Consider the following 13,459-nt stretch of genomic DNA (forward strand, 5'->3'; position numbering starts at 1 on the left):
AGAGCCGCTATAGTTTTTTTTATAGCGGCTCTGTTATATTAAACGGAAAGTTTTTTGGCAGTGATTATCAAAATATGACTTTGTTCTCATATTTCTGTTAGAATCTGACTGAAAACTGAGGTTGAGCTTTTATTTGGGTACCAATATTGCAGTTTTAAGCGTTTAGCAAGGAGATAAACATGCTGATTCTGACCCGCCGTGTCGGGGAAACATTAATGATTGGGGATCAAGTCAGTGTTACTGTGCTTGGCGTCAAAGGAAACCAAGTTCGTATTGGTGTGAATGCACCAAAAGAGGTTTCTGTTCATCGTGAAGAAATTTATCAACGTATTCAACATGAACGTGCAATGCATGAACACCTTCAACATCTTGATCAAGATTATCAAGTTTCTTTTGAAGATGATAATTATGCACAGAAAAACTTCAATCGTTAATATGAAGTTATTCTCTCCCTAATTAAAGCGACTTTCTAGTCGCTTTAAATTTTTTAGGACTTTGTATTTATAGACCTAGAGCACGTTTAACAGGAGCATAGCTACGGCGGTGCTGATCGATTACCCCATGCGCTGCAATCGCTTCAAAATGCGCTTTAGTTGGGTATCCTTTATGTTTGGCAAAACCAAATAATGGATATTGCTGATCTAATTCCTCCATTTGTCGGTCACGTGTAACCTTTGCCAGAATACTCGCAGCACTGATCTCTGGATGACTCGCATCTCCCCCAACAATAGCTTCACAAGGAATAATGATTCCTTTTGGAATTTGATTCCCGTCTACAATCACTTTTTGTGGTTGAGCTTTTAAACCATCAACTGCGCGCTGCATGGCCAAAAAAGTCGCTTGTAAAATATTTAATTCATCGATTTCAGCATGCGTTGCTTCTGCAATTGACCAAGCTAAGGCTTTTTCTTGTATTTCAATAAACAACTTTTCACGTTTCTTTTCAGTTAATTTTTTAGAATCATTTAATCCCTCAATTGGATTATTCGGATCTAAAATAACAGCCGCTGCCACAACGGAACCTACTAATGGGCCACGTCCCGCCTCATCTACACCAGCAATAAACATTTACTCTTCACCTTTAAACAAAAGAGGCTGATCAATAGTAATCAGCCTTCTTTAATACAAAAATCATTAATTACTTTTGTAAAGCTTCTGCCACACACTCATTTACAGTTTTTGAAACCACTTGGTTTACAATTGTAGCACGTGCATTTACATCAAATGCAGCCGCTGCCAATTCTACTGCAGTTACACTATTTGGTGCTTTTTCGCTCACACAACCACAAACATTAGTTTGAATGCTATCACGTTGCTCAGCAGTCATAAGCTTTGTTGCTGTTTTCCAAGCGGCAACATTATTAATCTCTGTAATACATTTCGCATTTACAGCAACTTTTAATGCAGCCACACCCAACTGCTGAGTTGTTGTTTGTGCAGAAGTAGCGCCTGTACCCGTACCTGTAGTCGTTGCACACGCTGTTAAAGCTAAAACAACTGGCGCTAGAGCGAGCATCAATTTTTTCATCATTTTTTCCTTTGATTGAACGTTGGCAGCGCGTATTGTGCCTAAACTCGACTTTAGAAGAAACAAATAATTTGATGCATTTATGCAATCTTTTTTCCCCAGCATAACTCAGCTCATCAAATGCATTTTTCCTTAAACGTTCTGTTTTTAGCACGCTCTGTTACATTTAAAACATTTCTCAAAATCAGTGCTTTCTCATAAAATTGAAAATCAAAACGACAAAAAAATAGGTTTTTTATGCCTGCTGTTTCATCTCAGTATTACACCCGTACCGCACAAATCCTGCATTGGGTGATGGCAATCATTTTCATCGCAGCATGGGCTATTGGTTTCTATAGTGGAAATTTTTTAAGTTATGACGTTGATGGTCCCTTTAAAGGCGATGTCATTACGCTGCACAAAAATATTGCGACCACCATTATCTTTTTGGTGATTATCCGGATTTTATGGCGCTACACACACCCAGCTCCAAAACTACCTGACAGCATGTCTCCAATGATGAAAACTTTGGCTCACATTGGTCATCTATTGCTTTATGTGATTTTGGTGGCTTTACCTGTCACTGGTTGTTTATTTAGCTGGAGCGCTGGTCACCCTGCGCCTGTTTTATATTTATTTGAAATTCCGCGTTTAGTACAAGATAACCCAGAACTTTTAGCTGTTGTTAAACCATTACACGTTTATATTTCTTGGTTTGCAGGCTTGCTGATTGTTGGGCATGTGCTTGCAGCTTTAAAACATCACTTTGTTGATAAAGACAATATTTTAAATAGCATGACTAAACAACCTAAATAAAACGTATGTATAAAAAAACCGCCTAAGATAGGCGGTTTTTTTATTTAGATTTTTTGGATTTCTGCAATCCACTTTTGTTTTTCTTCATCTGAAATGAAAGAGGCTTCAAAAGAGTTAATTGCGAGTTGCTTCAACTCATCATTATTTAAGTCTAAAGCTTGTTGGATAGCAAAGAAATTATCATTCATATATCCACCGAAATATGAAGGATCATCTGAGTTAACCGTCACGTGTACGCCTTTTTGCAATAGACGACGGATATTATGATCTTTCATATCCTTAACAACACATAGCTTTAAGTTACTTAAAGGGCAAACAGTTAAAGGCATTTTTTCGTTAATTAAACGCGCCATTAATTGTTCGTCTTCTTCAGAACGTACACCATGATCAATACGGTTCACTTTGAGTAGATCTAAAGCTTCCCATACATATTCAGGTGGACCTTCTTCGCCAGCGTGGGCAACGATTAAGAAACCTTCTTCACGAGCCTTAGCAAAAACACGTTCAAATTTAGCTGGCGGATGCCCTACTTCACTTGAATCGAGGCCGACAGCAATAATGTCTTGTTTAAATGGTAAAGCTTGTTCAAGTGTTTCAAATGCAGCTTCTTCACTTAAATGACGTAAGAAACACATAATCAGTTGAGAGCTGATACCAAACTTAGCTTTAGCATCTGTACAAGCACGCTTTAAACCGCTAATCACTGTTGAGAACGCAACACCACGATCAGTGTGAGTTTGCGGGTCAAAGAACATTTCTGTATGAACGACATGATCTTCGGCACATTTCTCAAAATAGGCCCATGCTAAATCATAAAAGTCTTGTTCATGTACAAGAACATTCGCACCAGCATAGTAAATATCTAAGAATGATTGAAGATTATGAAAGTTATAAGCTTGCTTTACTTCTTCAACAGATTTGTAAGGAATCTGAATCTGATTGCGCTGGGCAATTGCAAACATTAATTCAGGTTCAAAAGTCCCTTCAATATGCACATGCAATTCGGCTTTTGGTAAGGCGCGAATCAGCTCGACTTGATTCATATTAACTCCACATCTAAAGAAAAAAGGGTGTGGTCAAAATCACACCCTTCTATAACTTTCTTCTTATTAGAAACTATGACTAAGATAGCTCAAGAAGAAAATTATAAAAAATCATATTAACCGCCAAACGCGATAAATTTAAATACCCAAAGTGCAGCAATAATCCATACCATGTACGGTACAGTTTTTGCCTTACCCGTGAATAATTTAACTAATGCATAGCTAATAAAGCCCATTGCAATACCATCAGCAATTGAATAGGTAAATGGCATAAATACAATAGTTAAAAAGGCTGGAACAGCTTCAGTAATATCATCCCAATCGATATGAGTGATACCTTGAATCATCAACACACCAATGAACAATAAAGCTGGCGCTGTTGCAAAACCTGGTACAGATTGAGCAAGAGGTGCTAAAAATAAACAGCAGATAAATAGGACAGCAACCACAACAGCAGTTAAACCAGTACGTCCACCCGCTGCTACACCTGAAGCTGATTCAATATATGGCGTAGTTGAAGATGTACCTAATGCAGCACCAGCAACAATTGCAGTAGAGTCTGCAAATAATGCTTTCTTCAAACGAGGTAATTTACCGTCTTGTAAAAGACCCGCCCGGTGTGAAACACCAACTAAAGTACCCGTACTGTCAAATAAATCGACAATAAAGAATACAAAGATGACGCCGACCATACTTGCTGTAAATAGACCTTTAAAGTCCATTTGCATGAAAGTTGGTGCAATTGAAGGGATTTGACCCACTACACCTTTAAATTCGTTTAGACCTAAAGCAGTAGCAATGCCTGTAACGACTAAAATACTAATAATGATTGCACCGCGAATCTTCAACTGGTGTAAAACTACAATCATTAAAAATCCGAAAAGCGCTAACAATACTGTAGGTTGTTTGATATCGCCCAAACCAACTAATGTCGCTTGGTTATCAACAATGATTCCAGCATTTTTTAGTGCAATCAGTGCCAGGAATAAACCAATACCCCCACCGATTGCAAACTTAAGTGACATCGGAATCGCATTGACAATCGCTTCACGAATTTTAAAGAAGCTAATTGCAAGAAAAACAAGGCCTGAAACAAAAACAGCCGCTAAAGCTGTTTGCCACGGCACGCCCATCCCCATACAAACCGAGTAGGTAAAGTAAGCGTTTAAACCCATACCAGGGGCCAGTGCGATTGGATAATTTGCAATGATCCCCATTACTAAACATCCGATTGCTGCTGCCAAACAGGTCGCAACGAATACGGCACCATGATCCATGCCGGTTTCAGATAAAATGAGTGGATTGACAATAATGATGTAACACATCGTTAGGAATGTAGTTACACCAGCAAGAACTTCAGTTCGGAAAGTGGTTTTATTGTCGCTTAACTTAAATAAACGCTCTAACCAGCCTGCCGAAGAATTGGGCGCCGCCATAAGTAGCCTCTATGCAAAATCTGAACTGTGGAATATTTACGTCTATATAGGTCGCTGAACAATATTGTTTTTCTGTTCAGCCCTATAAACAAGAATCTCAAACTTATGAAGCAACAAATATGCCACTCATTTGGTTTCTAGTTCTTACATAGGAAATAGCCACAGCCCCTCTTGAAACACAAAAAAGCTGCATAACCCCTATGCAGCTTTTTTACTATACGTTAAATAAGTTTAACAGATTCAACAGAAACATGATCAAAATTTATGAAAAGATATGACCAATGACAAAGTAAAATTCAGAAATTTATCATTCAATATTTTTAGAAAATAATTCTTTTCTCACTTATATATCCTTGCAAATTATAAGAAGCCAAATTGCTGTGGTGAGCATGATTAGGATTGCGTTCGATACTTTGTAAATTTTGTTCTGCTTCTTGAATGATCCGCATTAGCTCTTGATGTCTTTTATTTTGAGTATCTAAATAGGCCCAATATCCCAATACAAAGACGATACCCACGCACAACACTATTAATACTTTATTGATCATTATTATTATCTCTATGTTTTTAATGTTAATGATCTTAACAAAAAATTATAGCTTTGTGAATATTTTCACATTTATTTACAATAATACACTCTTACTCAAATTATTGAAAAGAAAGGTGATTTTAAATTCATCATTTCAATATGTGATAAATACAAAACATTTCCATTGAAAAGTAACTTTATTTCAAAACAGTTTAGCTTTAGTTATTTTTAATATTAGCTTTTCATTCATTTTTATTATTAAGTTCATTTAAAGACACAGGGTAGACTAATGTGTATATCGCATGAAATATCTCTAAATTTTCTACCAATTAAATAGGATAAAAAGATTCATTTTTCTTTCAATTGTTCTATTTAAAAGTGTTTGGCGATCTCGCTATTTCTCGATTTTCATCTTTAGCTTTAAAAGTAAAATTTCAATTTTAACCCAAAGAGCTCTTTTTCTTAGTTAACAAATAATTTTCATTTAATCGTTCTAAAAATCGTACCAAGCTTTCCATTTTCAGTGCTTTATTACGATAAACGCTACGATAAACTACGCTCAGATAGAAAATTAAATCAGGAGAATACATCATGTTTGATATGCGTTTATCTCACGAGCGTGGTGCAGCACATCATGGTTGGTTACAATCAAAACATAGCTTTTCATTCGCTAACTATTGGGACCCTAAACAAGTTGGTTTTTCTGATCTACTTGTAATTAATGATGATAACGTTGCTCCATCTAAAGGCTTTGGTACTCACCCTCACCGCAATATGGAAATTATTTCCTATGTGCTTGAAGGTGCATTAGAGCATAAAGACTCAATGGGTACAGGTTCGGTTATTGTGCCGGGTGACATTCAGCTCATGAGTGCAGGTCGTGGCGTTGCTCATAGTGAATTTAACCATTCAGCTCAAGAAGGCGTTCATTTCTTGCAAATTTGGGTTGTTCCAAATGAAGTGAATACAGATCCGGGCTATCAACAAGTTCATATTGATGAAGCAGACAAACGCGGTAAATTGCATTTGATCATCTCACCGAAAGGTGGCGAGAAAACTTTATCGATCAAACAAGACATTAATATTTACTCAGGTCTTTTTGACGGTGAAGAAACTGCTGAATTTGTGATTCCTGAGGATCGATATGTTTACCTACACGTTGCCAAAGGTCGTGTTGATGTAAATGGTAAAACATTTAACACTGGCGATGCTGCACGTATTCGTGAAGGCGGAAGTTTATCGTTTACCAATGGTGATAACGCCGAAATTTTGATTTTCGATATGCGTCCTGAAGAAGTTCCAACCATGCCATAATGTAACTAAGCCCTCGCATAAAATTTATGCGAGGGCTTTTTTATTGTTGATCGGACTTATAAAATTCTTACTCAGCTCAATGTTCTTCTGAACGTGCCATCTCTGTATTGATATAGCTCATAATCATCGTGGTTAGCCCCTGCACCATTTCATCAAAACTAATATAAGGGTTTGGCAAAATAAGATGCCGCGCGACATTAAAAATTCCGCTATTGATACAAATGTAGGTAATTACAGGCAAATTATTGATTTTTAGGTATTTAGGATTGTGCATCATATATTTCATGATCACTTCCATTAAAGCCTGTTCAATTTTGGGAATGTATTTGTCGTACTGTAACTCCCCTGCATAACGCAAAACAGTCAAATAGCGGTCATTATTTTTCTTTAATAAATCACTAAAAGTATAAAAAATCATTTCGATGACAGGCTCTAACTCCAACTGTAAAATCGTCGGTGTAAGCTCTGTAATCATGTCCAGAATTTCCCGAACAAAAAAGTGATTCATCGCATCATAAATTTCTTCTTTATTTTTAAAATATTCGTATAAAGACCCGACACTCACCCCTGCAATCTCTGCAATATGGCGTGTTGTAGTGCCACTCGGTCCGTGAAGTGCCACTGCAATAAAACCTGCTTCAATAATCGTGTCGACAGTGACTTTGGCTCGAGTTTGACGAGGTTTACGCGTAGTCATACGATCTAATCAATAATCCGAACATAAAGTCAGATTAGCATGTAATTTGACTCAGAAGAAATATAAAAACAAAATCCGAATAGTTGTCAAACTTAGTCAAAAAACCGAGAAAAACAGATCTCAACTTATCAATCAATGGATGCTTTTATTTACTATTTTCCGAGATCAGAAATAAATTTAATTTATTATATTTCAAAAATATAAATCAAATTTATTTAAAATTATTATTACAAAGAATGTCTATAAAATACTTTGATATTTTTAAAAATTTACCCGAATTGAATCCGAACATAAAGTCAGATTAATATGAAAAAATTAAAGAAGAGTCACTAAATAGTTTGTCTATCTCTACTCTTCTTTCCGTTATTCAGCCAAATAATCAAACAAATAACGGAGCAACAACACCGTAGTCAATGCAGAGAATCATCTGCTTTTGAAAATGGAATTTTACAGTGCTTTGTTGATCATTGAGTTTATTGATTTTCATCAAAATGCACCACTACTTTGCCTCAGGGTGTCGCCATGATCTCGACCGCAGTTAAAAAATCATTCAACAAACTTAAATTTCAGCGTGAAATTGAGTTACCGGATTTTTCTAGCAAAAGCTCAATTCCAATCCGACATTTAAATATTGGTTTTGATGGAAAGGAAATTGATGTCAGATTCTATATGGACAATCAATTTGCTACTTTGTTTTTTGCCACACTTTCGGTGTTTTTAACCTATGGTGAAGATCTGGTTATTGAAACCGCTCGCCATCACCGCGAATTTATTAAAGACCCAGTTTTAAAGCAACGTGTTACCTCACTGATTGGCCAAGAAGCAATTCATTCTAAATTGCACAATGAATATAACGATGCTCTTCAAGATGCTGAATATCCTGTTGCGCTATATCGCTTTCTTGGTTCGAACTTCTTTAAATATGTATTTTTGAAATTTCCACAACCACTAAAATTGTCAATGATGGCGGGTATTGAGCACTTTACTGCGGTACTTGCTGAATACATGATGAAGCATGAAAAGAATTTCTATTATTCAGATGATGCAAAAAGCCGTGCGTTGTGGATGTGGCATATGCTTGAAGAATCTGAACATAAAGACATTGCCTACGATGTTTATCAAATATTAAATGGTAGCTATCCACTGCGCGCATCTGGTTTTTTCCTTGCACTATTTACGATTTTAGGCTTAATCCCTGCGACTACATTATTTGTCCCTGTGTTAAGAAAGCCACAAGAGATGTTGACCTTAAAATTCTGGAAAGATGCTCGTCGTGGTGTAGGCTTAATTTTTGGTCCAAAAGATGGTGTGTTTGGCAGTACGATTGGTCAAATTCTTGACTACTTACGTCCAGATTTTCATCCAAATGATCATGATACGACTGAATATCTTGAGTATTACAAACAGAAATTACTGAACGAAGGCGGTGCGATTGCACCTTACTTTGTTAAAGAATTTACCCCACCAGTACGCATGTCTTAATCGTCCTGTATTTCCAGCTATCGAACAGATAGCTGGTATCTCTTCAAGCTATTTATGGATGAATCATGATTTTATTTGGCAAAAAGAAAGTTAAACCAAGCCAAAAAGCTTATGCCGTAGTGACGGGTGCAGGCAGTGGGATTGGTCGAAGTTTTGCACTTGAACTGGCAAAACGTGGTGGCAGCGTAGTGTGTGCAGATATTAATCTCGAAGCTGCTGAAGAAACAGTAAAACTTCTTGAACAAGAAGGTGCCAAAGCTTTTGCTATGCGTTGTGATGTGGGTAATGCTGAACAGGTTAATCATCTAGCTGAAACTGCTGAAATCTTACTTGGACACCCTGTAACTCTTGTCATTAATAATGCTGGTGTGGGTTTGGGTGGCAAGTTTGACGAGCTAAGCCTAGAAGACTGGAACTGGGTTATGAATATTAACCTTTGGGGTGTTATTCACGGTTGCCATGCATTTGTTCCCAAGTTTAAAAAGCTAGGTTACGGTGCGATTATTAATGTGGCATCTGCTGCATCTTACACTGCTGCACCAGAAATGACCGCTTATAACGTGACTAAAGCGGGTGTGCGTGCGCTTTCAGAAACGCTTTCAGCTGAACTGCATAAGTTTAATATTAAAGTGAATGTACTCTGCCCGACGCTGGTTCCAACCAATATCATTAAAAATGGTCGAATTCCAGGACGCTATTCAAAGCTAGCAGACCATGCGCTGATGAACTATGCCTTCACGACAAGTGATGATGTCGCAAGATTAACGCTTAATCGCCTTGATCAGGATGAGCTGTATACCATTCCTCAAATTGATGCGAAGTTATTCTGGCTCATGAAACGTGCATCTCCAAGCTTGTATAACAAGTTCCTTGGCACATCGTACAAATTATTTAAATAAGAAATTTATAGGTAGTACACATATGACTGCTCAAATGAAAACAAATGCTTCAGCAAAAAAAGCTGTCAAATCACCAAACCATATTTTCGATACTTTTATTGTGGGTGCTGGCATTTCAGGTATTGCCGCTGCTATTCGCCTAGATCAAGTTGGTTATACCAATTATAAGATTATTGAAAAAGCTGGCCGTGTTGGTGGAACATGGCGTGAAAATACCTATCCAGGTTGTGGTTGTGATGTACCTTCTGCTCTTTACTCTTATTCATTTGCACCAAGTGCAAAATGGAGCCATTTATTTGCGCGCCAACCAGAAATCTTAAGTTATCTGGAAGATGTGAGTAACGAGTTTAATGTTACGTCTAAAATCGAGTTTAATAGCGAACTGCTCAACGCAGCATGGGATGACTCACGTCATGTGTGGGTACTGGATACCACGACTGGTCAATATTTATCTAAAACCGTTATTTTTGCTACAGGTCCAATTACCGAAGCTCAAATTCCACGTCTTGAAGGCTTAGAAACATTTAAAGGCGAGATGTTCCATTCTGCTAAATGGAACCATGATTATGATTTAACTGGTAAACGCATTGCCGTGATTGGTACTGGTGCATCTGCTATTCAGTTTGTGCCACAAATTCAACCAAAAGCGAAAGAGCTTTTTGTGTTTCAACGTACAGCACCTTGGGTACTACCGAAACCAGATACCGACTTGGGTGAATTTAGTAAATCAGTCATTGCTAAATATCCGTCTATTCAGGCGAGCTGGCGTAAAAGTGTAGCGTTAACGCTGAATGCAATTAACTTTGGTTTACGCAATCCACTTGCCCTAAAACCAGTCAATGTATTGGGTAAGCAATTACTTAAATTGCAAATTAATGACCCTGTACTACGTAAAAACGTAACGCCAAACTTTGATATTGGTTGTAAACGTATTTTATTCGCTAACAATTATTATCCAGCGCTACAAGCACCAAACACCACCCTAATCCCTCATGGTTTAGTGAAAGTTGAAGGCAATACGGTGGTTGCTGCTAACGGTGAACGCCACGAAGTTGATGTGATTATTTGGGGTACAGGCTTTGAAGTGTCCCACCCACCAATTGGTAAACGTGTTCACAATGAAAAAGGTCAATGTTTACAAGATATCTGGAAAAATAGTTCACCAGAAGCTTACTTAGGCACCAACATTGAAAATGTACCAAATGCATTTTTAGTTTTGGGACCGAATGTACTGGTTTATGACTCTTTCATTGGTTTGGCTGAAGCGCAGCTCGACTATATCGTAGATGGCTTATTGAAAATTAAAAACAAAGGAATTAGCAAATTAAATGTTAAATCTGATGTGATTAAAAAGCATAACGATTTAGTGCAAAAGCACTTACAAACGACTGTATTTAATAGCGGCGGCTGTAAGAGTTACTACCTTGATGCCAACGGTCGTAACTTTGCTGCATGGCCTTGGTCACTGAAAAAACTTAAACAACGTTTGAAAAAAGTAGATTTGAAAGATTATGAAGTGACGTATCAAACGACAAAAACTCACTAATTTGTAGTTTCGATCAAATCCGTTGTAAGAAATAGGCAGTGTATTTTTGACTTTCATGAAATACACTGCCTTCTTCGTTGAGTATCTTCAAGAAATAAAAAAACAGGATAAAGATGAAAGAAGGACAATCAAGTCGTACCGCCGAAGCTGCTGCTGCATTACGGGCCAATCATTTTCAAAATACGAAGAACCCTGTATTTTCAGACCCTTATGCTTTTGAACTAACCAGTAAAGGCTGGAAAAAACTGCTCTCTAACCCACTGATTGTTAAAGTCATGAATTCTTCGGTTTTAAACCGCACTTTAGGTTTACTTACTGGGCAAGTGGTCGGACGCTCTCGTTATGCCGAAGATTTACTTGATCAGGCAGTTCAACAAAATATTCAACAATATGTGTTAGTCGGTGCTGGTCTAGACTCTTTTGCACTACGTGAATCACACCATTACCCTACTTTGAAAATTTTTGAAGTCGATCATCCTGATACTCAAGCGGCCAAACAAGCCAAGCTAAAAAAGTTAGGAAATATTCCTACTACCGTTGAGTTTGTCGCGATTAACTTTGAAAAAGAGTCTATTTCGGAAGCCCTGACCAGAAGTGTCTATGATTCATCTGCTCCTGCATTTTTTTCATGGTTAGGCACAACTCACTATTTAAACCCGCAAACGACCTTAGGAACTTTAAAAAGTATTGCCGAATTTGCTGCAAACGGTAGTGAAATGGTACTCGACTATTCGACTGATTTTCAGGAATTAAACGGTATTGAGCGACTTGGAAGTATGGGCGTTGCACAGTTTACCCATTTGCTGAAAGAACCTTTATTAGGTCAATTTAAACCAATAGATTTACATCATGCAGTGGAACAGATGGGATTTGAAGTGGTCGAAGATCTTTCAGGTGAAGCCATTACTGAACGATATTTTAATGCACGAATCGATGAAATTCGCCACACCTCAGCAACACGCTTATTACATTTACGTTTAAATAGAAAATAATGTTGAAAGCCAACTTAGACTTTAAGTTGGCTTTTTTAATCAAGGTGAATACCATCATCACCAGCTTGAACGCGGCTCTGGCCCATCGACATGCTGATTTAAAAATTGACGTAAATGATCTAAAAAGTGCGCGACTTTAGGTGACAAATTCAGTCTCTCTAAATACACCGCATAGACATCTGCTGGTGGTGTTTCATAATCCTCTAGCACTTGAACCAATCTGCCACTTCTTAAATATTTTGCTACGTCCCACTCTGCTCGCATCAAAATACCGTAGCCTTCTAAAGCCCAATTTAATGCGACTGCCCCATCATTCGTACTCAGTTGCCCATGAACTTTAACAGTTTCAACTTGTTTGCCATGACTTAACCGCCAATTACCATAAGCAGAATCATTTTGCCGAATCACAATACACTGATGCTGTGTTAAATCATGGGGAGTGAGCGGTTGCCCTGCCATTTTTAAATAGCTAGGTGATGCACATAATAAACGGCGGTTGGCTGCCAATTTTTTGGCAATGAGACGTGAATCGGGTATTTCGCCAAAGCGGATTGACACATCAATGGCTTCATCTGGCAGATTAATCGGGCGGTCAGTTAAATGCAGTTGGACATCGACATCAGGATAGATTTTGGCAAATGTAGAAATCGCTGGCGCAATATAAGAACGACCAAAGCCTAAAGGAGCATTCACACGCAATACCCCTTTGGGTGCTGCCCGACTACTTGAAACCAAGCGCTCCATTTCATCAATCTCTTTTAAAATACGAACTGCATTTTCAAAGTAGATCTCACCTTCACTGGTTAAACTAATTCGCCGTGTTGTTCTATTTAAAAGCCTTACTCCTAAACGCTCTTCAAGTTGAGTTAAACGTCTAGAAACCGCAGGTGGAGTCAAGTTTAACTCTCGAGCCGTCGCCACAAGACTTCCTTGTTTAACCAATAAACAAAAGAAAGCTAATTCCGTATCTGCGTTCATGATTATTAAGTTTTTTGCAATAGTGATTTAACTTTATATCGATTCATCAGTTTTTTAAAGGGATTAACATCCATTTCATTGTTTCCCGACATAAGTCGCCTCTTGTTTAAGAGCATAAAAACGTCCGCAGAAGGAATGCTGTGGATGAACGGGAAAAAGCCATCTAACCGAATGAATAGCGGTAAAGAAAGCGAAAACTACCAATCAGGATTGGTAGTCA

The 13,459-nt window shown here is 37.8% G+C and carries 14 protein-coding genes; 7 read left to right on the forward strand and 7 right to left on the reverse strand.

Annotated elements, in window-relative coordinates; genetic code table 11:
* The first annotated feature begins 179 nt into the window (after nt 1-179).
* Nucleotides 180-434 (forward strand): carbon storage regulator CsrA, encoded by a 255-nt coding sequence (gene csrA / locus MJX77_RS18690; RefSeq protein WP_004793773.1) that lies wholly within the window; start codon nt 180-182, stop codon nt 432-434.
* A 67-nt stretch (nt 435-501) separates the two neighbouring features.
* Here csrA and rnhB read toward each other — a convergent pair whose 3' ends face one another.
* Both rnhB and MJX77_RS18700 read right to left on the reverse strand, forming a co-directional pair.
* Complete coding sequence (rnhB, locus tag MJX77_RS18695) at nt 502-1,068, reverse strand: ribonuclease HII (RefSeq protein ID WP_250374526.1); 567 nt, start codon at nt 1,066-1,068, stop codon at nt 502-504.
* A 70-nt stretch (nt 1,069-1,138) separates the two neighbouring features.
* Entirely contained in the window at nt 1,139-1,528 is a 390-nt protein-coding gene (locus MJX77_RS18700) for a hypothetical protein (protein ID WP_004793775.1), read from the reverse strand.
* 237 nt (nt 1,529-1,765) lie between these two features.
* On the opposite strand from MJX77_RS18700, the gene MJX77_RS18705 reads away from it, so the two are divergent.
* Nucleotides 1,766-2,323 (forward strand): cytochrome b, encoded by a 558-nt coding sequence (locus MJX77_RS18705; protein ID WP_252060143.1) that lies wholly within the window; start codon nt 1,766-1,768, stop codon nt 2,321-2,323.
* A gap of 44 nt (nt 2,324-2,367) precedes the next feature.
* On the opposite strand, the gene MJX77_RS18710 is transcribed toward MJX77_RS18705, so the two are convergent.
* The 3 genes from MJX77_RS18710 to MJX77_RS18720 all read right to left on the reverse strand — a co-directional run bounded on the left by MJX77_RS18710 (nt 2,368) and on the right by MJX77_RS18720 (nt 5,350).
* Nucleotides 2,368-3,366 (reverse strand): adenosine deaminase, encoded by a 999-nt coding sequence (locus MJX77_RS18710; protein WP_252060145.1) that lies wholly within the window; start codon nt 3,364-3,366, stop codon nt 2,368-2,370.
* 116 nt (nt 3,367-3,482) lie between these two features.
* A complete protein-coding gene (locus MJX77_RS18715; protein ID WP_004793782.1) occupies nt 3,483-4,802 on the reverse strand; it encodes an NCS2 family permease in 1,320 nt (439 codons plus the stop codon).
* Between the two features lie 320 nt (nt 4,803-5,122).
* Nucleotides 5,123-5,350, reverse strand: a complete 228-nt coding sequence (locus MJX77_RS18720; protein ID WP_013198505.1) for a hypothetical protein — start codon at nt 5,348-5,350, stop codon at nt 5,123-5,125.
* Nucleotides 5,351-5,922: 572 nt separating this feature from the next.
* Between MJX77_RS18720 and MJX77_RS18725 the strand changes: the two genes are divergently transcribed.
* Complete coding sequence (locus MJX77_RS18725) at nt 5,923-6,645, forward strand: pirin family protein (RefSeq protein WP_192455780.1); 723 nt, start codon at nt 5,923-5,925, stop codon at nt 6,643-6,645.
* A gap of 76 nt (nt 6,646-6,721) precedes the next feature.
* Here the strand turns inward: MJX77_RS18725 and MJX77_RS18730 are convergent, their stop codons facing one another.
* The gene (locus MJX77_RS18730) at nt 6,722-7,342 is read right to left on the reverse strand and encodes a TetR/AcrR family transcriptional regulator (protein ID WP_002163161.1); all 621 of its coding nucleotides are present in this window, start codon (nt 7,340-7,342) and stop codon (nt 6,722-6,724) included.
* Between the two features lie 522 nt (nt 7,343-7,864).
* On the opposite strand from MJX77_RS18730, the gene MJX77_RS18735 reads away from it, so the two are divergent.
* The 4 genes from MJX77_RS18735 (at nt 7,865) to MJX77_RS18750 (ending at nt 12,261) form a co-directional block, all read left to right on the forward strand.
* A complete protein-coding gene (locus tag MJX77_RS18735) occupies nt 7,865-8,824 on the forward strand; it encodes a metal-dependent hydrolase (protein WP_005299295.1) in 960 nt (319 codons plus the stop codon).
* Between the two features lie 65 nt (nt 8,825-8,889).
* Nucleotides 8,890-9,723: an SDR family NAD(P)-dependent oxidoreductase gene (locus MJX77_RS18740; protein ID WP_005299298.1), complete on the forward strand. Its 834-nt coding sequence runs from the start codon at nt 8,890-8,892 to the stop codon at nt 9,721-9,723.
* A 22-nt stretch (nt 9,724-9,745) separates the two neighbouring features.
* On the forward strand, nt 9,746-11,269 hold the full coding sequence (locus tag MJX77_RS18745) for a flavin-containing monooxygenase (protein WP_252060147.1): 1,524 nt from the start codon (nt 9,746-9,748) through the stop codon (nt 11,267-11,269).
* A 113-nt stretch (nt 11,270-11,382) separates the two neighbouring features.
* On the forward strand, nt 11,383-12,261 hold the full coding sequence (locus tag MJX77_RS18750; RefSeq protein WP_252060149.1) for a class I SAM-dependent methyltransferase: 879 nt from the start codon (nt 11,383-11,385) through the stop codon (nt 12,259-12,261).
* Nucleotides 12,262-12,318: 57 nt separating this feature from the next.
* Here the strand turns inward: MJX77_RS18750 and MJX77_RS18755 are convergent, their stop codons facing one another.
* Complete coding sequence (locus MJX77_RS18755; RefSeq protein ID WP_252060151.1) at nt 12,319-13,239, reverse strand: LysR family transcriptional regulator; 921 nt, start codon at nt 13,237-13,239, stop codon at nt 12,319-12,321.
* Nucleotides 13,240-13,459 lie beyond the last annotated feature (220 nt).

This window comes from Acinetobacter sp. AHP123 (assembly GCF_023757925.1).
In the GTDB taxonomy this organism is placed as follows: Bacteria; Pseudomonadota; Gammaproteobacteria; order Pseudomonadales; family Moraxellaceae; genus Acinetobacter; species Acinetobacter oleivorans.